This is a genomic window from Pseudanabaena sp. CCNP1317 (genome assembly GCF_034931345.1).
Taxonomy (GTDB): domain Bacteria; phylum Cyanobacteriota; class Cyanobacteriia; order Pseudanabaenales; family Pseudanabaenaceae; genus Pseudanabaena; species Pseudanabaena galeata.
This window is the reverse complement of record NZ_JAYGIF010000001.1, coordinates 139002-161006: the sequence shown is the minus strand read 5'-3', so window position 1 is coordinate 161006 and position 22005 is coordinate 139002. Positions and strand designations below refer to the sequence as shown.

The 22005-nt window shown below is 41.8% G+C and carries 23 protein-coding genes and 1 tRNA gene; 11 read left to right on the top strand and 13 right to left on the bottom strand.

From position 1 onward, the window contains the following. Window positions 1–53: 53 nt before the first annotated feature. Together VB775_RS00680 and VB775_RS00675 are read right to left on the bottom strand one after the other, a co-directional pair. Window positions 54–2021 (bottom strand): CHASE2 domain-containing protein, encoded by a 1968-nt coding sequence (locus VB775_RS00680; protein ID WP_281007447.1) that lies wholly within the window; start codon window positions 2019–2021, stop codon window positions 54–56. Window positions 2022–2362: 341 nt separating this feature from the next. Beyond that, window positions 2363–3370 carry a type I glyceraldehyde-3-phosphate dehydrogenase gene (locus VB775_RS00675; RefSeq protein ID WP_407073011.1) on the bottom strand — a complete coding sequence of 336 codons (1008 nt, stop codon included), beginning with the start codon at window positions 3368–3370 and terminating at the stop codon, window positions 2363–2365. A gap of 864 nt (window positions 3371–4234) precedes the next feature. Between VB775_RS00675 and lnt the strand changes: the two genes are divergently transcribed. Continuing rightward, window positions 4235–5773, top strand: coding sequence for an apolipoprotein N-acyltransferase (gene lnt / locus VB775_RS00670; protein ID WP_281007449.1), 1539 nt, complete (start codon window positions 4235–4237; stop codon window positions 5771–5773). A 209-nt stretch (window positions 5774–5982) separates the two neighbouring features. Next, a complete protein-coding gene (locus VB775_RS00665) occupies window positions 5983–6144 on the top strand; it encodes a hypothetical protein (protein WP_281007450.1) in 162 nt (53 codons plus the stop codon). A gap of 58 nt (window positions 6145–6202) precedes the next feature. Here the strand turns inward: VB775_RS00665 and VB775_RS00660 are convergent, their stop codons facing one another. The 5 genes from VB775_RS00660 to VB775_RS00640 all read right to left on the bottom strand — a co-directional run bounded on the left by VB775_RS00660 (window position 6203) and on the right by VB775_RS00640 (window position 11053). Continuing rightward, window positions 6203–7684 (bottom strand): glycosyl hydrolase family 57, encoded by a 1482-nt coding sequence (locus VB775_RS00660; RefSeq protein WP_407073012.1) that lies wholly within the window; start codon window positions 7682–7684, stop codon window positions 6203–6205. A gap of 245 nt (window positions 7685–7929) precedes the next feature. After that, on the bottom strand, window positions 7930–8379 hold the full coding sequence (locus VB775_RS00655) for an Hsp20/alpha crystallin family protein (protein WP_281007452.1): 450 nt from the start codon (window positions 8377–8379) through the stop codon (window positions 7930–7932). 433 nt (window positions 8380–8812) lie between these two features. Further along, window positions 8813–10216 carry a dihydrolipoyl dehydrogenase gene (gene lpdA / locus VB775_RS00650; RefSeq protein WP_281007453.1) on the bottom strand — a complete coding sequence of 468 codons (1404 nt, stop codon included), beginning with the start codon at window positions 10214–10216 and terminating at the stop codon, window positions 8813–8815. A 140-nt stretch (window positions 10217–10356) separates the two neighbouring features. Next, complete coding sequence (locus tag VB775_RS00645) at window positions 10357–10734, bottom strand: helix-turn-helix domain-containing protein (protein ID WP_281007454.1); 378 nt, start codon at window positions 10732–10734, stop codon at window positions 10357–10359. A gap of 25 nt (window positions 10735–10759) precedes the next feature. Next, window positions 10760–11053, bottom strand: a complete 294-nt coding sequence (locus VB775_RS00640) for a type II toxin-antitoxin system HigB family toxin (protein ID WP_281007455.1) — start codon at window positions 11051–11053, stop codon at window positions 10760–10762. 133 nt (window positions 11054–11186) lie between these two features. On the opposite strand from VB775_RS00640, the gene VB775_RS00635 reads away from it, so the two are divergent. Beyond that, window positions 11187–11810, top strand: a complete 624-nt coding sequence (locus VB775_RS00635) for a Uma2 family endonuclease (protein ID WP_281007456.1) — start codon at window positions 11187–11189, stop codon at window positions 11808–11810. Between the two features lie 43 nt (window positions 11811–11853). Here VB775_RS00635 and VB775_RS00630 read toward each other — a convergent pair whose 3' ends face one another. Continuing rightward, window positions 11854–12360, bottom strand: coding sequence for a hypothetical protein (locus VB775_RS00630; RefSeq protein ID WP_281007457.1), 507 nt, complete (start codon window positions 12358–12360; stop codon window positions 11854–11856). Between VB775_RS00630 and VB775_RS00625 the strand changes: the two genes are divergently transcribed. From VB775_RS00625 to VB775_RS00615, 3 genes are all read left to right on the top strand, one after another. Beyond that, a complete protein-coding gene (locus VB775_RS00625; protein WP_281007458.1) occupies window positions 12334–12744 on the top strand; it encodes a hypothetical protein in 411 nt (136 codons plus the stop codon). The genes VB775_RS00630 and VB775_RS00625 overlap by 27 nt on opposite strands. A 175-nt stretch (window positions 12745–12919) precedes the next feature. Continuing rightward, window positions 12920–13594: a DUF4033 domain-containing protein gene (locus VB775_RS00620; protein ID WP_281007459.1), complete on the top strand. Its 675-nt coding sequence runs from the start codon at window positions 12920–12922 to the stop codon at window positions 13592–13594. Between the two features lie 111 nt (window positions 13595–13705). Next, a tRNA-Arg gene (locus VB775_RS00615) sits at window positions 13706–13779 on the top strand. A gap of 40 nt (window positions 13780–13819) precedes the next feature. On the opposite strand, the gene VB775_RS00610 is transcribed toward VB775_RS00615, so the two are convergent. Then, window positions 13820–14899: an LCP family protein gene (locus VB775_RS00610; RefSeq protein WP_281007460.1), complete on the bottom strand. Its 1080-nt coding sequence runs from the start codon at window positions 14897–14899 to the stop codon at window positions 13820–13822. A gap of 61 nt (window positions 14900–14960) precedes the next feature. Here VB775_RS00610 and VB775_RS00605 point away from each other — a divergent pair, with 61 nt between their 5' ends. The 3 genes from VB775_RS00605 to VB775_RS00595 all read left to right on the top strand — a co-directional run bounded on the left by VB775_RS00605 (window position 14961) and on the right by VB775_RS00595 (window position 18825). Beyond that, a complete protein-coding gene (locus tag VB775_RS00605; protein ID WP_281007461.1) occupies window positions 14961–15917 on the top strand; it encodes an NDP-sugar synthase in 957 nt (318 codons plus the stop codon). Between the two features lie 388 nt (window positions 15918–16305). Continuing rightward, complete coding sequence (locus VB775_RS00600; protein WP_281007462.1) at window positions 16306–18366, top strand: zinc metalloprotease HtpX; 2061 nt, start codon at window positions 16306–16308, stop codon at window positions 18364–18366. Window positions 18367–18588: 222 nt separating this feature from the next. Beyond that, a complete protein-coding gene (locus VB775_RS00595; protein WP_281007463.1) occupies window positions 18589–18825 on the top strand; it encodes a DUF433 domain-containing protein in 237 nt (78 codons plus the stop codon). Window positions 18826–18929: 104 nt separating this feature from the next. On the opposite strand, the gene VB775_RS00590 is transcribed toward VB775_RS00595, so the two are convergent. The 3 genes from VB775_RS00590 to VB775_RS00580 are packed head-to-tail and all read right to left on the bottom strand — an operon-like array spanning window position 18930 to window position 20707. Then, window positions 18930–19445: a hypothetical protein gene (locus VB775_RS00590; protein WP_281007464.1), complete on the bottom strand. Its 516-nt coding sequence runs from the start codon at window positions 19443–19445 to the stop codon at window positions 18930–18932. Next, window positions 19426–20310, bottom strand: coding sequence for a hypothetical protein (locus VB775_RS00585; protein ID WP_281007465.1), 885 nt, complete (start codon window positions 20308–20310; stop codon window positions 19426–19428). Before VB775_RS00585 ends, VB775_RS00590 begins: the two co-directional genes overlap by 20 nt. Continuing rightward, window positions 20297–20707, bottom strand: a complete 411-nt coding sequence (locus tag VB775_RS00580) for a prevent-host-death family protein (protein WP_281007466.1) — start codon at window positions 20705–20707, stop codon at window positions 20297–20299. The genes VB775_RS00585 and VB775_RS00580 overlap by 14 nt, the downstream gene beginning before the upstream one ends. 274 nt (window positions 20708–20981) lie before the next feature. Between VB775_RS00580 and VB775_RS00575 the strand changes: the two genes are divergently transcribed. After that, window positions 20982–21236 carry a hypothetical protein gene (locus VB775_RS00575; RefSeq protein WP_281007467.1) on the top strand — a complete coding sequence of 85 codons (255 nt, stop codon included), beginning with the start codon at window positions 20982–20984 and terminating at the stop codon, window positions 21234–21236. Further along, complete coding sequence (locus VB775_RS00570) at window positions 21217–21564, top strand: type II toxin-antitoxin system PemK/MazF family toxin (RefSeq protein ID WP_281007468.1); 348 nt, start codon at window positions 21217–21219, stop codon at window positions 21562–21564. Before VB775_RS00575 ends, VB775_RS00570 begins: the two co-directional genes overlap by 20 nt. A gap of 18 nt (window positions 21565–21582) precedes the next feature. On the opposite strand, the gene VB775_RS00565 is transcribed toward VB775_RS00570, so the two are convergent. Beyond that, window positions 21583–21918, bottom strand: coding sequence for a XisI protein (locus tag VB775_RS00565; protein ID WP_281007469.1), 336 nt, complete (start codon window positions 21916–21918; stop codon window positions 21583–21585). Window positions 21919–22005: the final 87 nt, after the last annotated feature.

The window sequence follows — 22005 nt, the reverse complement described above, 5'->3', positions numbered from 1 at the left end:
TTGGGTTTTGATTTGTCTAGCGAGGTACAAATGGCGGCGCGAAGCGCCGCCATTTATTTATTTTCAGTCAAGCCTGTGGGACTAAGTTGATTGTTTTTCTTGTGGATATCCAACACGCGATAAATTCCTGTTTCTTGGGTTTTTCCTTTGAGAGCAAATTTACCTACAAACTCAGTCTGAAAATTATTATCTAAGCGCCGATGTGTTTCTTCACTAATTAAGATGTGATGGGGCCCACCATCAACCTCTTTATTAAAGCTTTCTAGACGTGACGCAACGTTAACCGCATCTCCTAATACAGAATATTCAAGGCGCTCCGAACTTCCTAAACTTCCTGCAATCACTAGCCCAGAGTTAATGCCAATTCCTGTCGAGACAGGAGGTAATCCTTGGGCGACCCATATATCATTCATTTCTGCTAATTTACGGGCGATCGCTAAAGACGCAGCAACAGCAGATTGAGCATCACGGGTACGCTCAACTTCATTGCTATGGGGAATCGGTACACCAAATACTGCCATCACCGCATCACCAATATACTTATCGACCATCCCTCCATAGGCTAAAACTTCGTTTGCGATCGTACCCAAATAATTATTGAGCCAGTTAAGGGTCTCCCCAGGAGCCTGAGCCTCCGCCGCCGTACTAAAATTTCGCATATCTGTAAACAAGACCGTTACATATACCTCTTGTCCAGTGATCCGTCCCTCTTGCAGAAATTTTTCGCGGTTTGACCAAATAATATCGGCTAACTCCTTAGAGACATGTCGCGAAAACAATCCCATCAACACTTTGCGTTCTGATTGTTGAATCGCAAGCTGATAAGCCATCACAAGTACATTCGCCGAAATTAAACCTAATAGGGCAGGGAATAAGGGAATCCACAAAGCCTGACCAAAAGCAAAATAGCTAACCCAAACTAAGCCCCCAGCGAAAATAATTAAAAGTCCAATATTTTTACCAGCATGGGCAATAAATGCTGCCATCGCACCACCAGCGATCGCCCAACATAAAATCCAGATATTTTCGAGTTCATTTGACCATACTTGAATAAAACGGCGATCGTCTAAAGTACTACTAATCAACTGGCTGGCAATATTTGCATGGATTTCGACTCCATACATCACCTCACCATCAACATTGACAGGTGTAGGAAAGCTGTCTTTAGTACTTTCGGCAGTTACACCAATTAGAACAGCGCGATCGCGTAGTTTTTCAGGAGCAACACGTCCCTCAAGTACGTCAGTTGCGCGAATATGCTTGAAAGCTCGTACCTTTCCTCGATAGCGAATCATCATTTGATATCCACTATCATCCTCTTTGCGATATGCCCCATAATTTGTCGTTAATCTGGGAATAATTTGTTTTCCAGCCTTAAACTGAATTGCTTCGGGATTAAATTCAATGCTTTTGTTGTGTAATTTTTGTAAATATAAATTGGCAATTTCAAAGGCAAAAGAACCTGAATCCCCGACTATTGAAGCCCGCCTCACAAGCGCCCCTTTGTCCGTAGGTAAGTTTACATAGCCATGGGTGCTAATTTGTTCGAGATCTTTTGCAGGATCAACACCGCTTCTACCTGCTACCGTGGCAATAAATTTAGCGTTGACCACATTTCCTGCATTCTTAATTGCGGCAACTAACTCATCACGACCTACTAATACAGGTAAATCTAGATATTTATCAATGCCGATCGCGGCGGGTTTGGCTACGGCAATTTGATTAATCAGTTTGGCAAATAAGCGATCTGAAATCGGCCATCGCTCACCATATAGCTTAGAAAAGTCTTGAATATCCGCTTCTGAAATTTCGACAATGACCACACGACGATCTTGAGGTTCATGGAGTTGAGATCGCATCAAACTGTCATAGACCCAAAGCTCAATTTCCCTAAAAGCTCCACTTTCCCTTGATCCCAAGATCCCTAAGGACAACGAAAAAGTAATCAATCCAGCGACTAATTGCTGATGATTGCGTTTACAGAACGCTCCGAAATTAACCAAAGCAGAAGGTATTTTCATTGCGATTGCCGATGAGAAAAGAGTGCTTTGTTATTTTTTTGAAAAGAATCGAGGAGTTTTTTACAACAATAGCAACTGAATCTTAATTGTTTGCGATTATGTTGCGATTATGTAATGTAACTTTTATACCAAAACACAAAATGGCTAAGCCATTTTGTGTTTTAAAACTCTTACTGGATTTGGTTTTTAATTGACAAAATTATGACCACATTTTTGTCAACATTTTTATCAATTGGTAATACTCAATCTAACTGCATCGCTCTATATCCATACATCAGCGAAATTGCGTGAACTCAAAAAAAAAGAGGCGGTGCATAGCACCGCCTCTTTTTTTGAAAAATTTATTTCCAGTTCTTAGCTACAACTTCGGCTAAATCAACAACACGTTGGCTATAGCCCCACTCGTTGTCATACCATGCGACAACTTTTACCATGTTGCCGCCCATAACCATGGTCAGAGAGGAGTCAACAATCGAAGATGCATCAACACCGCGATAGTCAATGGATACAAGAGGCAATTCGTTGTATTCCAAAATGCCCTTCATTGGGCCTTCAGCAGCAACGCGGAATGCTTCGTTCACTTCTTGAGCGATCGTGTGCTTTTCGACTTCTACCACAAAGTCTACAACCGAGACGTTAGGAGTTGGTACACGCAAAGCAATCCCATTCAGTTTGCCAGCTAGTTCAGGTAGTACAAGAGCAACTGCCTTAGCTGCACCAGTTGATGTTGGCACAATGCTCAAAGCTGCGGCTCTTGCACGACGAAGATCACGGTGGCTAGCATCTAGCAAACGTTGGTCACCAGTGTAGCTGTGGGTAGTCGTCATCACGCCCTTAACAATACCGAAGTTCTCTAGAATGACTTTAGCTACAGGTGCTAAGCAGTTGGTGGTGCAGCTAGCATTACTGATGATGTGATGAATGTCGTGATTGTACTTATCTTCGTTTACACCAACTACAAATGTCCCATCTTCATTTTTGCCAGGAGCTGTAATCAAAACCTTCTTAGCGCCTGCGCCAATATGTCTACCAGCACCAACCTTGTCAATGAATACGCCTGTAGATTCAATAACGAGATCAATACCCCAATCTTTCCAAGGGAGGTTGTCAGGATTGCGATCGGAGACTGTTTTGATGGTTTTGCCATTGACAGTAATTGTGGTGTCATCAGCACTAACTTCGCCAGCAAATTTGCCGAGCATGGAGTCGTATTTGAGCAAGTGAGCGTTAGTTCTGGGATCGGATGTATCGTTAAGTCCAACTAATTCTATGTTTGTTTCTGAGCGACCAGCCCAACATCTGAGAAAGTTACGTCCGATGCGTCCAAATCCATTAATCGCTACCCTGATAGTCACTTCTTGTCGCCCTTTATATAAATTTAACTTTTTACTTTAATCTGATGCTTATGATACCGAAAAACCGTCACCAATTTATTCTCTGTCAAGCAAAATTTTTTTACTGCTGCGATGACATTTTTTGTGATGTCTCGCGCAAAGACAGGGCTAATTTTCAGGTTTGTAATTTATTTCTGTTGTTGATTTTAGCGATCGCATTGCCAAAAAAAGATTTTTCCATTTTGTTGACACAATCAAGGATATCTAGCTACTTATATACAACGACCAAGATCCTTCTCAGCCTACAAGCAATGGCGAGAGTCAGGAGTACTGAGGGAAATCAAGACTGCATTGCATGAAGGGGCTTGCAAGAAAATAAAATGCCAATCCAGATTTTCCAGAATCAGTGGGGCGGCGGAGCCGCCCCACTGATTCTGGTTTTATATTTGGTATTTTATTAAGTCTCAAGTCCTGAGCAGGTGAGAGGACAAGCTAGGCTTTGACTGAAATGTTTGCTCAAAATATCGACTACTGTGAATTGGTATAAGCAGGAAAAAGCTTCTCTGGGCATATCTGAGTTTTTGTTCATTCCTATGCGTTGGATTGTAGAATCTTCCAATACTTGGATGGAGTGTTGTAAAAGACCGTTCAAAAACTTTGATAGAACTTTAGATAAGGCTAATGTGAGAATCCATCTTTGCTTTATCAGGCTTATGGTTAGACGGATTGCTAAGACTTCCTAAGATACCAAATGGGTTCTATAGCCGTTTAGAGTATAGTCAGTTTCATAAAGATCTTTTATGCTAGATTTTAGTTTGGGAACTATTTTTAGCCATACTTACTGACTACATCATAATACAAAGGTTTTTTGGCGCTTCTATGCGAAATTTACGCAATATCCTATTTGCCGCTTTTGGTGGTGTGATGATGGGACTCACCCCAGATCCATTTAGTCAATGGTGGCTAGCATGGATCGCGTTGATTCCCCTTTGGATGCTTTCTCAAAGGTTAAAAGTCAAAGATGCGATCGCTATGGGAGCGATGTGGGGATTTTGCTATCATGGAATGGCTCTGTTTTGGATTACGAGTGTGCATCCGATGGAATGGATGGGTGTACCTTGGTGGACGAGTTTTTGGATTGCCACATTGGTTTGGTTGCTGATTACAGCTTGGGGAGCGGTATTATCGGGATTATGGGCTGGGGGAATGTCTCTCTTTACGCAGAATCTCAATGTAACTAGTCGGGTAATTATTGCCTGTGCGATGTTTAGTGGATTAGAAATTGTGTGGAGTTGGGGTCCACTTTATTGGACAGCACTGGGTTACACCCAAAGCCCCCATGATTTGCTGCTGTTACAAATTAGTCGGATTTCTGGACAACAGACTATGACTTCAGCGATCGTGACAATTAATGGATTATTTGCGGAAATTCTCTTGCAGAGAACTTGGGCAGATAAACGGCGCTGTGTGATCGCAGCCATTGCTCTCTTGATTGCGATCGCGGGTTATGGTGCATGGGAAATGCAAGGCGATCGCATGGCAAGCAGTAATGGACAAGCGATCAAAGCAGGGATTATTCAAGGCAACTTCCCAAATGCTCTGACTGTAAAGCCGAAAGGATGGGAAATTGCGGTTAACAACTATACCAAAGGCTATGAAAAACTAGCTCAGTCAGGAGCAGAAATGATAGTCACCCCTGAAACTGCGATTTCTTTTCTTTATCCTAATTACGATCCTCGTCGAGAACCCTTTGATCGCGCGGTGGAGAAATATCGAGTTCCAGTATGGCTAGGCGGATTTGGTACAACTCGTAATCCCAATGCGGAAGACCCAAATAATTATACAAATAGTCTGTTTCTGATTGATGGTTCTGGCAAGATTCTCAGTCAATACGATAAAGTTCGGCTTGTGCCAGTGGGTGAATATATTCCCTTTAAACCAATTTTAGGAAATCTAATTAGGCGCTTATCGCCATTGCGGGGTGAAGTGGATGCAGGCTCTAGTGAACAATTAGTCGATACACCTTGGGGACGCTTCATTGTAGCGATTTGCTATGAATCTGCCTATCCTGCTACTTTCCGTTTCCAAACTGCCGCAGGTGGCAAATTAATTCTCTCTGCTTCCAATAATGCTCATTTTGCCTCCTATATGTCGGCACAACATCATGCTCAAGATGTGGCTAGAGCGATCGAAAGCGATCGCTGGGCAGTGAGAGCAACTAATACGGGCTATTCGGGCTTTGTCGATCCCAATGGGCGCACGATTTGGCTATCTGATGTAAATACCTATGAAACGCATTTGGAAACAGTTTATTTAAGAGATACTAAAACTCTATACGTCCTATGGGGTGATTGGTTGACTCCTTTACTCTGTGTGATTAGCATTACAATCTATGGTAAGCATAGATTTACTAACTGATGTTACGTGGATCTCTGAGAATTGGGCTTGGAGACCAAGCCCCTACAATCAATATGCAGGGATTTGGTCTCCAAATCATCTTTTAATGTCAGTTCGATATAGCCATCATTTGTGTCGTGCTTTGCACGCCGCAAATGGCGAAAAATGGTAAGAATCGCTCAGCGATTCTTACCATTTTTCGCTTTCGTCGAACTGACGTTAATATAGCAATGCAAGAGATAGCTAGGACAAATCAAAACCCAAAAGATGAGTGGCGGCGCTTTGCGCCGCCACTCATCTTTTGGGTTTTATGTCCTGAGCAAAACTTACAATGCTATAGTGCCAACTTCATAGCAATTACCAATCATAATGAATCACAAGAAGATTTTTGAAAGCGTTGTGAAGCAAAGCTTTCAAAAATCTTCTTAATTGATCGCTAAGAGCGATGAATTACAAAGCTTCACCACGACGATAGAGTTCGCGAGCATAGTCTGTCCAAGTTCCTTGTCCCCAATAACGGAAGCAACTGGTTTGAACTAAGAGATTGTAAAGCAGAGCTTGCTGATAGTCCGATCGCTTAGTAACTGAGGGATCTTGTGCTACAAGCACATCATATTTTTCATGGAACTTGGCACTGAGTTTATTCATCGGCTCCAACACGTTTTCATAGCCATGTACCCAACTCATGCTATTTGTCCATGATGCACCATCCATATGGAATTGATGGTCACTTGCTTTGAGTTCAATAATCACTTGTTCAATGTCGGCTGTATTAAGACTATGGCGATCGCCGCTTTGTTCAATCTTATTCCAAACCTTATGCTGTTGCACCGCTTGAATCGTCGGGTAGTCAAGGGGACTGACTCCAGCCGCCTCAATCATTTCTAGATATTCGGTTCCATTTAAGCCCACAACGCCCGAACTGCCACGACCATTATTCTTCAGTTGATCCCATACCAATGGATAGTCACGGGGAAACTCATTCATCATTACGCCGCCATTCTCGCCATCGGCAATTTGCGAAACTAACGAAGGCACAGCAATATTACCAAGCATCTGTTTGTTCCGACTTTTTGCCTCATGATAAGGCTGCATTTGGGCGACTAGTTTCGTATCTGAGCCTTGGGTTTTAATCAAAGCGGTGATACTAATCGATTCGCCTTGGGAATTCATCGCCACTAAACGATTTGGCAAATATTTCTGATCTTGAGTTAGCCCTGAGCCATCCATACGCTCTACGGAATGTTCTTGAACCATCAACCATCGATAGCCGCATTCCTTAAGGGCTTTGATATATTCATACAAAGTGTCGGGATGATTGGGAAGGTGCATTTCTGGGGGCGAGAAACCTTTAACTCGCTTTAGAGCGTCAATGCCAAAAATGGAAGCAAAATGACTTTGCCATGCTTGAATATGCAGTTTCACATCGGGAATTGGTGTTGATGGAATCACTGCGTGACTCCACATTGTGCCAAGCCATTCCACATAGGGCTGATATTGGCGATCGCAGGTAATGCGTTTGAGATTGTCCAAAATGTCATGGCGTTGCATCTGCTGTAATCCCCAGAGCAAATTTCCTGAATAGTCCAGCATAATCCGAGGATTGCTGCCTTGCGCCACTAATTGCGGGATAAAGTCTCCCATGCGGCTATAGCACCAAGCAAACACCGAAGCGTTGTGATTATCACCTTCGCCTTGATGTTCAAACATATTTTGCAAGTTACAAATTAACGCTCCATTTGCACCTGCGGGAATTGTCGGTTGATGCATATGTAATGCACAGGCAAAGGCTGCGCTAATCTCTTCAAGACGCAAGTTATTATCGTTTAAAAATATAGGTGCATCATCTTGCACAGCGCGTTGAATTACGTCTTCATTTCCGCAAATAGCTGGGAAATCGGAGGTGACAAAGCTTGACGGTGTAGTTGTAATCAAAACTTGAAAACCTCAATATAAATTTATAGCAGATTTGAGATCATCAGTCTGGGCTGATCTCAAATCTGCTATGTTACATTCTGACAGAACTTGGGATGAAGAATCAAACAAATGGTGTTTATCGCAGACCATTATGTTATGCCAACTTACGAAAGTGCTGTCCACTTGTAGGAATTAAAAGCTAGACCCAGTAAGGGTTAAAAAACACAAAATGGCTATGCCATTTTGTGTTTTGGTATTAATTAGGAAGCAGGTAACTCGGCTGCAACGTTGACTTTAAAAGCTTTGACTTCATTAGCTTTAGGCAAAGTCAGCGTAAGGATGCCATTGGTGTATTCGGCTTTCACTTGTTCGTTTTCGATCGCTACAGGTAAAGCAAAGACACGACGGAACTTGCCGTAGCTCATTTCACTCCAGTAGTAGCCTTTCTCGGATTCTTCCTTGCGTTGAATATGACGTTCGCCAGAAATTGAGAGAGAATCCTTAGTTACTTGGATATCGAGATCTTTGGCTTCGATTTCAGGAAGCGCGAGTCTTAGAGTTAAGTAGTCGCCATCGTCACGTAGTTCACTAGCGGGAACCCATCCGCCTTTTGCTGTTTCTTGATCTAATGGAGCAAATTCGCGAAATAAGCGATCAAATTGACGACGCACTTCTTCCATTTCTTGGAAAGGTTGCCAACGTACTAACATAAATATCACCTTGAACTATTTCAAAACAACAATGAATTAACAATGAACGTTAGGAAGTAGAAAAAGAATTTGATGTTGTGTACTTCGCTTTCGTTCACAGCACTATTATGAAATAGTTGCAAAGCTATGAGGAGCAGGAGATCCTTACTTTTTAAGTGCGGTTCTCCCTACAGGCAAAGGGTTTGGATACAAAGTGCGATCGCTAAGCTGTCCCTCTCACTACGCAGGATGGAAGCTTCTGGTGTTGAGCTACTTAATATCAATTCACGAACGTGAGGCAATACTTTTATGGATTAAATGCCAAACCCAGTAATGGTTTTCAAAACACAAAATGGTGTAACCATTTTGTGTTTTGGTACAAATAAATACAATTCAAGAAATTAGGCGATCGCTAATAGACATAAAAAAGCACCCCATCGGGATGCTTTTTTAGTTAAATGTGTGCGGCGCGTTTGTAAGCTTCATCCAAGACTTCGCTGAGCGTTGGGTGAGCATGAACAATCGTCGCTAACTTCTGCACCGTTTGGCGATCGCGTATAGCCGCCGAAGCCTCATGAATCAAGTCCGAAGCATGGATACCAATGATATGCACGCCCAAAAGTTCGCCCGTATCTTCACGGTAAACAATCTTGGCTAGCCCCTCAGTTTCTCCCTCTGCGATCGCCTTGGAATTACCCTTAAAGTATGACTTCGCTGTAGCAACCTTAAAGCCTTCCGTCGCACCTTTTTCCTTAGCCTGTGGTTCCGTCAAGCCGACAAAGCTAACTTCAGGATGAGTAAACGCCGCCGCAGGGATGCTTTGATAGTCAACTGTAGAAGTACGACCACACATATTCTCAACAGCGACAATACCCTGCGCTGAAGCTGCATGAGCTAGCATCATCTTGCCCGTCGCATCACCGATCGCCCAAAGATGGGGAACGGAAGTTGCCATCGTGTCATCCACATCAATGAATCCTCGCTGATTAGGCGCAATACCTACACTTTCTAAACCAAGATCCTTAGTGAGCGGAATCCTTCCTGTGGCAACCAAGCAAGCATCCACTTCCAGAACTTCCACTACCTTCTTCGTTTTGGCATCGGTAAGTTCAATCTTGACGGGAGCACCTGCGGTAATCTTGGTAGCGAATACACCCGTTCTCGTTTCAATATCGCGAGGTTTGAGAAGTACACGCTCCGCGATCTTGGCAATATCAGGATCAAATCCGGGCATCAAAATATCTAATGCTTCGATCATCGTTACTTCTGAACCCAGCGCCGTATAGACATCGGCAAATTCTAGCCCGATGTAACCACTACCGATAATCGCTACCCATTGGGGCAAGGTTTCTAGACGCACAGCCTGATCGCTGGTGTAGACAGTTTTGCCATCGATTTCAATGCCGCGTGGCACAAATGGCTCGGAACCAGTGGCGAGAATAATGTCTTTAGCGGTGTAAGTCTTACTGCCGACGCTAACTTTCTGTACACCTGCGACACGACCACGACCTTCCAAAATATCTACGCCTAATCGTTTGAGGCTATTGGTCAAGTCACCGCGCAATTTCAGTACTAAGTTATCGGCATGACTAGCGATCGCCCCGCGATCGAAATTCACTTCACCCACATCAATACCTAGCGCCTTTAGGTGAGACTTTGCCCGCATTTCGCGTACCCGTCCCGAAGCCGCTAGTAATGCCTTGGAGGGGATGCAGCCACGATTAACGCAGGTTCCGCCCATTACGCCATCTTCGACGATCGCTGTTTTTAAGCCACAAGCGACAGCATGGAGGGCTGCGCCATGTCCGCCAACGCCAGCACCAATAATGATCAAATCGTAATCAAATTTGTCCGACACCTAATCTTTCTCCAGTAGAATCGATCTACTATTTTGACATCGTTTGCGCCTCCTGTTAGCTCTGGCAAGATGTAGCTGTTAAGGAAATTGCCATAGTTTGCTCATAAGATTCATCAAAATATCTTAACTGCAATAATTACTTAGGCAGAAGTTTGTAATGATTGGTAAGGCTGAATCAGAATCTCAGCGGGAACTCCAAGTTCTTTATGTAGCTTTCTGATCATTTCTAGGGTTAGAGAAAACTTACGCGCTAATATCTCAGTCGAACTAACTCGACTCCCAAGACAAGATTCCAAGTCATGGTGTGACCATCCACGCGCATCCATGTAGTAACTGATTGCTTCAATCGGATCGGGAAGTTCTATGGGAAAGTGTAATCTTTCATAGGATTCCGCTAAGGTGCTAAGAATATCTAGGCGATCGCATTCAGGGCTATTTGGTGCAGCATCGAATAATAATTCAATCTCTTGTAAGACTTGTTGATAATCTGCTTTAGTCCTAATGGGTCGTAGTTCCATAGGTTTACCTTCATTAGAGTAACTACTAAATTGTTGCTGCATCTACTCTGTCATATTCGGCATGAGTGCCAATAAACTTGATAAACACAATACCAATATCATAGCGAATTGCCACAATTAGCCGATAGCTGTTGCCTTTGATATTAAAAACCACGCGATTATTGGCAATGATGCTGGCGTTACGATGATTAGCTTTTATATCGGCTGGACTTTGCCAATTGGCATGGGATGCTTCGTAATACCAAGTCTTCAGGGCTTCTTCGGCATCTGGATGAGATTCCCAAAAGTCTCGCAATGTGTTGCGGGATAGGATACGCATTGTGTTTTTGAAATAGTTACCAGACTAGTCTGCAAATTTTTCTGTTTACTTAATCATTGCAAGTTTTGCCATAAAGTATTAGTCACAGCTAAAATTTGGTAAGCTGAAAATACTAATTGGGGCTAGATGACCTATGACCCTTGCGATCGCACAAGTACAGCATCAACCTGTCAGCCTAGATGAGTTTATTGCCCGTTATGGTGGGGATAATCGCTACGAATTGATTGATGGAGAGGTTTTCAATTTGGAACCAACGGGGCAGCATGAGGAAGTTGCGGCTTTGATCACAGCAAAAATCTGTGTGCAGATCGATCACTTAGGTTTGCCTTGGTTTGTGTTGCAAAGGGGCTTGTTTCGTCCCTCTAGTGCCAGTATGACGGCTTTTCGTTCTGATGTGATGGTTGTAGATCGAACAGAAGTTGCAAAAGAACTGCTCTGGCAAGAACAATCGATCATCACAATGGGTAGCTCAATCAAGTTTATTGCAGAAGTTGTGAGTGGTAATTGGCAAAACGATTATGCGCGTAAGGTTGAGGATTACGCGGCTTTAGGTATTCCTGAATATTGGATTGCCGATTATTTAGGTTTGGGTGGGATTCGACATATTGGCAAGCCTAAGCAACCTACTCTCTCGATCTGTACATTGGTAGATGGAGAATATGAAATTAATTTGTTTCGCGGTAATGATGCGATCGCTTCGCCCACATTTCCAAATTTGAACTTAACGGCTGAACAAGTTTTGAATGGTAGGATGTGAAACTGAAACTATACTTTATAGGATACAAGCAAGCATTAAATGGTTAACTACACTCTTGAAACTTCTGAACAATTTTACTAACAAGTAATTCTATTCTTGGATTATTAAATCTTGCTCCCAATTCCAGAAGATTTTCGCGTCCTAAATTAGAATGTTTTTGAGTAGAAAGAAATTTTAATAGAGCTTGAAATAAGTTTTTTCCTCGTAAAGCTCTAGTGTAGTCACTATAAATTTTGTCTACGAGTTCTTGTGGTGGATCAACAAAATTTATTTTTTGTTTGAAATCACTATCTAGAACATTATTTGGACATATTTTATACAAATCAAAATTGCATTGTGAAGAACCAGTCTCTATATAACGATTAACTTCAAAGGCAAACCAAATCGAGAGTTCTTTAATCAGCTTATAAAAATCTATAATTTCTTTTTTGTCTAATAACTGACTAAATTGCGACTCAATGTAAAGATCATTTTCCAAGGAATATCCATCTGTAAAAACGATATATTCCTCATATCTTTTCTCTTGAGGAATACCAACGAAAAACCACATATCCCTAATGATGCATCCAAGCAAGAAGTAGACAAAGAATCGAGTTTAGTTTCCCCTTCTACAAAATCAGATAATCCAAAGTCGGTTGGATCTGCGATTGACACTGATAACTCTAGAGCAAAACAAGCCCTAGATATTTACCTTCATCGTTTACGTTCTTGCCTTGGCTCTATGCTTATGAGTTTAGGTGGTATGGATGCGATCGTATTTACATCGGAATTAAGTGAGAATTCGGAGATCGTCCGCGAACTTATTTGTCAATCTTTAGGTTTTCTAGGATTAAAGCTTGATTTAAAACAAAATCAGAACGATCCTGTAGATTCTGATATTGCTACCACTAATTCTAAAGTGCGGGTGTTGGTGATTAATCCCCAAGAAGCTTAAGCGATCGCTTAAGCTAGAGTCAAAACCTGTAGCATATACTTAGCGTGTGTCATAGATTTTGACTTTGGTTTTATATTTAATTAAACCTAATTAATCACAACTCAAAGTACTGCGTGATTGAAAATTCAGTTAAGATCGCTATAGTAAATCTTGGTAGTCTGATTTAAAGGGATCTATGCAGTCTAAAGCCGTACAACCTATTGCGCCTATTGCTAAAGATGAATATAACGATAATTTGATCGATCGCTTATTCATTGGGCTGTTTTCTCGCAAGATGGCCCAAGCTTTGGGCAAGGGAACCAATATTGACGGCTATGATGGCTTTGTTGATTTATCGAAACAAATTATGCAAGGACGCAATGCTCAAGAGCAGCAGGTGCTTGTAGCGCAAGTATTGCAGTCTTTAGTTCCAGCACCCGCCCTATGGGCAATTCGCACATTTTTTTCTCCGACAAGACTGGTATGTGTGCTTAATGCGTGGTTTGCGGCGCAATTATTTGAGTGGCTAGTGGGTCCCTGTGAAGTCACTGAAGCTGAGATCAAGCTTGCCGATGGAACAGTGCGATCGCAACCTTCGGCTGTACATATTAAAAAATGTCGTTATCTGGTGGATAGTGGCTGTGTTGGTATGTGTGTCAATATGTGTAAAGTCCCAACTCAAACATTTTTTACTGAGAAGTTTGGTATTCCCCTCACCATGACCCCCAACTTTGAAGATTTAAGTTGTGAGATGATTTTTGGACAAATGCCTCTCGCTCCCGAAAATGATCCCGACTACAATCAACCATGTTTAAAGCAACAATGTCCTACAGCAAGTTTCACTAATGATGCTTGTCCTAAACTAAATTAACGTCAGTTCGACGAAAGCGAAACTTACATAGCCATATGACAAGCAAAAAAGAAAATTTATTTTTTGCTTGTCAAGATTGCACACTGTGTTATCATTAGATTCGCGAGTTAAGGGCTTGTAGCTCAGTGGACTAGAGCACGTGGCTACGGACCACGGTGTCGGGGGTTCGAATCCCTCCTGGCCCGTCCTAAATAATAAAAAAAGCAGCGCCTAGCGCTGCTTTTTTTATTGAGGATTTTGCTTAGTTGTAAATTTGTCAGCGATCGCCTGATCGACATCTTCAGGACTCACAATCCAATAACTAAAGCGAAATTCATTAGGATCACTTGGTCTACCTTTAAGACTATTAGCTTGGATTTGTTCAGGTTTTAAGGTCATGGTGAAAGTGGCGATCGCCATCATCTCGTCAAAACTGAGATTAGAGTCCACATGTTTTTGCATGACGTTAATCAAATCGGGAAGATTTAGTACAACCGCAGGATTAGCAATTTTTGCCTTCACTGCTTTCAACACAATCTGTTGTCGCTGAATCCGTCCAATGTCTCCATCTTCATCATTGCGAAATCGAGAAAAGCCTTCAGCCTGTTCGCCATTCAGAGTCTGCACACCCGCATAGAGATCGATATTTAGCTTTTGAGTATTATCAACATACTTCATCCTCTTGGGGACATTTACCTCAATGCCGCCAAGCGCATCAACCAAAGCCGATAGTCCATGGGTATCAAGACGGACATAGCGATCGATTTCCACACCGTTCAGCTTTTCTGAAACAACCTCTTGGGCTAGTGGCGCACCACCGTAGACATTAGCAGCATTAATTTTGGTCACGCCGTAGTCTGGAATTGGCACTTGGGTATCGCGAGGGATTGATAGCATATGCACGGAGCGATCAATCGGATCGAGGCGAATCAGCAGCATACTATCGCTACGACCGTTAAAGGACTCAGGAGAACCAAGAGGCGCATCCAGTACCCGATCAACCCCCATGACCAGAATCTGATAAGGACGGTCTAACTTGCGACCTAATCCCTCCATCAAGACATCTTCAGGCTTGCGACCCGTTAATAGTCCGCCCCAATCTAGGGCATTAATGGGGATAATCCGCCCTAAAAAAGCACCAACGCCTACTGAGACTAGTAGAGATAAAGTAAAACCAATTTTTGCAAAGGGGATGCGTTTCAATTTAGTAATGGTAGTTTGAGCCACATCGATTTGCGTTGCTTCTAGTGAATTAATAGGCAAATCAGCGCGATTGGTGGTATCGGCTGACCGAACTTTGGATGCAGTTATCGGTCTATTGCTCACACACCACTCCATAACTTCTATAATGCTCAACAAACAACATATACCGCAAGTCAACAACTCTATGCAAGCTGTAATTATTGCTGGTGGAAAAGGAACTCGCCTCAGACCCTTGACCTATGGCTGTCCTAAGCCAATGCTACCTCTGGTTGATCGTCCATTTTTAGAATGGATGATTAATCGTTGTCGTGAAGCTAGTGTGTGCGACATTTTGCTAAACGTGCAGTATCAAGCGCGACAAGTAATCGATTATTTTGGTGATGGCGATCGCTTTGGTGTCAAAATTCGGTATGTCGAAGAGTCCACACCACTTGATACCGCAGGCGCAATTAAGCTTGCTGAGCCATATTTCACAGGTGAGTCATTAATTATATTCAATGCCGATATCCTTACCAATTTAGACTTGACGGCGCTCATAAAGTTTCATAAGTCAACTGAAGCTGATGCAACTTTGACTTTGACAAGAGTTCCTGATATTACGCCTTTTGGCTTAGTAGAAATTAATGAGCAAAGTCAAGTCCAAGCTTTTCGAGAGAAACCAAATGCTGAACAAGCGGTAGAATTTCTGGCTCAAGGTATTGATACGATTAATGCGGGAACCTATGTTTTAGAGCCCAAGATTTTTGACATCTATCCAATGGGTGAACCTCTAAGCTTTGAGCGGAAAGTTTTCCCCAATGTTTTAGAGCGTGGTTTGAAGATGATGGGGTTTGTATGGGATGGCTATTGGATGGATATGGGAACACCTGAGAAGTATTTTCAAGCCCAGACTGATGTTTTGGAAGAAAAAGTTCCGTTTGATTTCGGCGATCGCGTTGAGCAGAGAAGCGAGGGAATTTGGATTGCGAAAACTGCTAAGGTTGCGGAGGGAGCATTTTTGAATGCACCTTGTTATATAGGAGAAGATGCTTCTATTGGCAAAGATGCTCACATTCCAGCAAAAACTTTAATTGGAGCAAATTCTCTTGTTAATGGGGCGATATCGTCAGGTATGTATGCCGCAGGTTCGATGTTGATTTAGTCAAGAGCTAGGGGATCGCTATTAGAAACCATTTACAGCGCTTTGCACTCAATCCCATGCTAAGAGAAAAATTTGAAAGCATTGCAAAGCTATGCTTTCAAATTTTTCTCTTGCGGCTCGTTTGCTCCAAACCAAAAAGATGAGTGGCGGCGCTTCGCGCCGCCACTCATCTTTTTGGTTTGGATTTGTCCTATCTATCTCTTTCGTTGATATATTTAACGCGAATTCGATATCGCCATTTGCTTCGTGCTTCGCACGAAGCAAATGGCGAAAAATGGTAAGAATCGCTTAGCGATTCTTACCATTTTTCGCTTTTGTCGAACTGACGTTATATTTAGTGCGGTAAGTGTCAAAATAAGTTCTAACGTTGTGAGATTGAGGCGAAACGATGTCACTAAAAGCTGGCAAAGAAGCATTGCTGCGAAAGCACTATACTGAGGCGATCGCTATCTTGACTGAATATAGCCGAGAAAGTAATGATCTGACATCCAAAGACTATGTGCAAGCGCAAATTTGGCTGGTTTCGGCGTACAAAAAAACAGGTCGAGCCGATAAAGCGATCGCTATTTGCGAGCAGTTAGAGGCTCATGCTGACCCGCAGTTGCAAAAATGGGCGCAAAAATCCTTAATTACCCTTCGCATTGAGCTTGATGCACCAACTGATGATCGCATCAGACGTAATGAAGATGTCGCTTCGGTAATCAAGTCCGATCCTCGCCGCTATCGCAAAAAAGACGTTACCCTATCCCTTCCCTCTCGCTATAAATATTTTCTGATTGCAGCGATCATTCTGACCGTTTGCGCGATCATCGGATTGCAATTTTTAATCAGCTATGGAATTTCGCGGATTTTTACCGATTACTTTTCGGAGGCTTGGGTAAAAATTACAGCGATCGTGTCAGTAGTATTCAGCGTTTTGCTGTTTTTTATGTCGCCTTGGATTATCGACATTACCCAAAAGCAATATCACCGCATTCAATGGATTACCTTGGCAGATTTGGATGAAAAGAGTCCTGAAGCTGTGGAAATCATTGAGAATTTTTGTGAAAAGTACAATATATTTGTGCCGCGATTGGGATGGATTGAAGATGATGCACCTGTAGCTTTTACCTATGGCGTAATCTCCAACTCGGCGCGAATTGTCGTCAGCCGTGGTCTATTTGCCTGTCTAGATGATGACGAAATTGCGGCGGTTTATGCCTATCAACTCGGAAGAATTCGGAACAAAAGCTTTGCAGTTTTGACCTTTGTTTCCGCTCCTGTTCAAGTTCTTTATTACATTTATGTGTTACTGAGCCGCCAAAGTTATCGCGCTAAAAGTGCTAAACAAATCTGGCAAATTGCAGCCACCTTTGCCAATGTTCTCTATTCTCTCAGTAATTATTTGTTGGTTTGGCTCTCCCATGCGAGTACGATCGTCAGCGATCGCTTTGCCTCAGAAGTAACAGGCAATCCCAACGCTTTAGCCCGTGCGCTACCCAAAATGGCGCGACAAATGTTGCCCTACAATCAGCCTGCCATGCCCACTAATCGTCTGCTAGAATCCACCAGAGCCATCGGTATTTGCGATCGCCAAACCATGACTGCGATCGGGCTAGCTATGGAAATTGCCCATGTTGGACAAACCGATCAAGATCCCTATCGAGTTTTCCTCTGGGAGCTATTTAATCCTTGGCGGCGTTGGCTAGAACTTCATTCTACCCATCCCTTAGTTGGGAAACGTTTGAAGTTTTTATCGGGATATTCCAAACAATTGGGACTACTAACAGAATATGACTTTGCGGAACTATTAAAGGAAGAGAAAAAGCTCAATAAAAAAGCCCTATATCGAAACTTTTGGCGCGATTTGCTAATTCAAATTTCGCCTGTTGTTGGTGTGGCGATCGCCGTAATTGCTGCCATGCTGTTATCGCAACTGTACAACCGATGGTTATTACTCAGCCTATTAATGATTGGCTTAGGCTTAGGATTTATGCTGCAAGGCAGTTTGCGCTATCCCGATTTTCGCAAAGTTGCCGACACTGATCTCGTGAGCCTCTTGATCGATCCCTATGCCAGTTATGTCCAAGGTACTCCCATCCAAATTCCGGGGGAATTGCTCGGCTATGGTACTGATGAGTTTTACATTGGTTATATGCTACGCCTAGAGGATCAAGGGGGCTTAGCCTTCATCAACTATATTCCCAACTTCCGTCAATGGATTATCGATCCTTCTAATACGCTTAAAAATCTAGAAATGTTATGCGATCACTCGATAATTGCGACAGGTTGGTTTCGACGCGGCAAGTTCCCAATTATCGATCTATCAACGTTACAACCAATCATGGAGGATCGCCCCAAGCAACGCGCTTCTCTCACCAGCTATCACCAATTCTGGAACAACATCGGCAGTTCGATTCTAGTTTTACTAGGCTTATCGCTTTTACTCCTAACTTCACGGTTGTTCTAAGAACCCATTTAAGAATTGGACACTTAAAACTCTAGGTGTCTAGCCCCCTAAATCCCCCAATACTGGGGGACTTAAATATGCTTCCCCCCAGAATTGGAGGGCTAGGGGGGCAAAAACTACAATTCTTAAATGGGTTCTAAAATGTAGAAGCATTTTCTTCTGCAAGTTAAGGAAAGACTGTAAGATGTAAAAAAAGAACAGCGATATATTCTAGATACTCCTATGGATTGGCAAGATAGAATCACCCTCAACCCCGAAGTGTTATTTGGTAAGCCAGTTATCAAAGGTACTCGCCTTGCTGTTGAGTTTATTATTGATCTTTTTGCTCAGGGTTGGAGTATCGATGAAGTTCTTCGCAATTATCCTGATATTACAATTGCAGATATTCAAGCCTGCTTTACCTATGCTAGTGCTTCTCTAAAAGCTGAGAAAATCTCAACAGCGATCGCATTTTTTTGAGGTAAAACCATAGCTTATAAGTTTTTCAATCTATCGTCTAAGTCCATTATCAAAAACTGGCAATGTGATCGCGGTAATTAAGGCTAATAAAGACAATCAGGCTGTCAAGATTTTCTGACCCGATCTAATAAGGGAGGAGAAACACTTCTATCGGCTACACAGCAAGAGATATTTTTAACATCCACAATTTTTATTGGGAAGCCAATAGTACGATAACCACAATTCTGAACGTGCTTTTCTTTTAATTGTTCTCTCTTTTGCCAGACAAGCAATCTAAAATCGGATGGTTTAACGATATAGAGATTGTTGTCTGGCACTAGAAAAATCCAATAATCTGCTTGTGAACTCCATCCCCAACCAGGTATCCCTGTAGTATCTACAGATGTGGTTTCAAAGAAAAGATTGCCAGTTCTACCTGCCGCTTTATCAAATTTATACTCTACTGATAGAGTAAATCCACTAGGATGAATCAGCAGCCTATCAATTCCTGAAGTTTGATATTGCAAGATATGCGATACATCAATGATTTGATACTTGGAAGATAACCAATCATCAAGAATCTGTTCTCCCTGCTTTCCGAGTGAGTCTTGTTTCTGAAAGCTATATGTTTTGGTCTGCATAAATGTATGGAATAAATAGCTGTTTACTGTCTGAACCTTCATAGCGAATTGGAGTTCCAGTTTTATGGCACAACCAGATTGCCCAAGTTCTCAATGCTTGTGCTCTACGTTTGCTTGTAACGTCAGTGTGATCGTGAGGACAGAGTTTTTTGTCAATTAAATCTTTAACAAACTGCAAGCTAAATGGTTGATCTTCGATAATCTCGCCATAGACTAGTTGCATGGGTTTGTAGCCAAGCATTGCCTCTATCATTACTCGTTCTTCGATGGCTGAATTTTTAGCAGTTGCAATGCGGCATCCTGATTTAGTTAGTTCATATTTGCTTCCACGACCGTGCTTTACTGTTCGACCAAGCCCTAGTTCACAAATAATCCTTCCAAGATACTGCCCATGCCTCTCGATACTTCTTTGTTCACCTTTATGTCCAAACTCATGAGCAATTTCAAAGGGAGATTTTGGTGCTGTCCCAATAAATTTTACTGCGCTAATAATTTTGTCTGGATTGTCAACTTGTGTTATGTAGATTGGATTATCTTCATCTGTGCAATTCGCGCTTCTAAAGGTCTTTATACATTCGTCTACCTCATAAGAAGTGAGAATGTGACAAGACCATATTTTCACACACTTTGATTGCCCATCAAATGTATATGTCAGCTTGAAATGATCACCATAAACCTCTCGAACACCACTTCGATTATCAATGCAAGGATGGCGAGTTAAATGAAATCCTGAAATCTCTCCAGTTGATTTCAACTTTTCAAGAAAATCTCTAATCTCATCTTTCTCACTTTGAGTACATAACTTTTCAAGGTTTAAAAAGATTTCTTGTACACCATCTGCATACTCGATCTTAAACTTTTGCATTGACACCTCCAGTTATTTGAGATTTGTTGATTTGAGAAAAAATCTGTTTTATATCCTCTGAATTGGTAAGAGGAATTGGTAAATAACTTGCTAAGTTACTACTAACAAAAGCTACGACTGGTCGATTATGAAATGTTAATTTTAAGCAATCAACACCAGACTGTAGTCGTTCCCAAGCATCATGTACTTGATCCCGAAACTTAGTTAATGGCATTTCCTCGGTTTTAACTTCTGGAAAGCCATTCTCTGGACTAATGTCACTCAAAGGAACAAGATATCCAATGATTTCGCCATAACAGGTAATGACTAATCTTTGTTTTCCTAGTTGAACGCTTCTTTTTAACTTTGATAATTGATGTCGTAGCTCAGATATTGGTATTTGAGGGAAAAGACTCATAACCTGAACTAAAAACTATAGTTTGAATACTTTTAAATCATAGTACGTTTTGTAGATTTTGTACGTTTCTTAATATTTCTTAACAATTGAGTTGCTAGCCGATAAACACCTAATCTTTATGTCAGAATTAGAAGAATATTCAAAATGAAGCTGAAAACCTATGATTTGGGAAATTGAAGAAGTAAAGCAGATTTTCTCGGAAATTATTAATGCATCTAGTTCAAACCCTCAAGTAATTTATCAATGCTGCCAATTTTTAAAGGGAGAATAATCAATGACAACAATTATTAAAGAATCTCTCAAACAAGAGTTAGACTACTTCAATGATGAACAACTGAAACAAGTTGCGGATTTTATTGCATTTATCAAATTTCAGACTAAATTAACGCGCCAAAAAACTGATCTCAGTCAGTTTGCTGACCTCTATCAAGAATTTGCTCAAGAAGATCGAGAATTAGCTGAAGCAGGTATGTCGGAATACGCCGAACTATTGAATAGTGAGGACAAAGATGAAAGTAGAACGTGGTGAAATATGGTTAGCCAATCTCGACCCCACCAAAGGCTCAGAACAAGCTGGAACTCGTCCGATTATCATCTTTCAAGAAAACACCATCTCTAAATTCACCAGCACGATTATCACAATTCCCCTCACAACTAATTTGCGCCGTGCGGCTTTACCAAGCTGTTTACTGATTCCTAGCGGTCAAGGCGGACTAAATCAAGACTCAGTTGCACTTTGTCATCAACTCCGAGTACTTGATAAAACTCGCTTGATTAAAAGAATAGGACAGCTAGACATAGAGGTGATCGCAGAATTAGAAAGAATTATTCTATTTACACTTGGATATCAAATGTAGTGAAGCTTTTAGGTAACGCTAGCTCACAGCAAACTCTGTATACTTTCTGGCATAAGGAGCATGATAAGCCAAGACAATATCTTGCTTAGGTACACCTAGATCAATTAGTTCATTGGCAACAGAATACTCCGTTCCATTATACTGAATCCAAATCTTTCCATCTTTAATATCCACATGAATTAAACAGCCGTACATCCGAAATCCATCTTCCCAGCCCACACTAACCACTTGATAATGATCGCCTGTTGTGTCAAATATAGTATAGGTTTCCATCGCTTCACCAACAGGATCGATTTTACAGTGATAAGTTAAGATGGATTGAATATGTTGGCGATAGAGAGTTAATTTATCCATTGTAAAATTTCCTCACGTTGAATATCAAAAAACGTGATTTTGATATTGTATTCAGAAATGCTGAGTATTGCTTTTAAGATCGCAAGT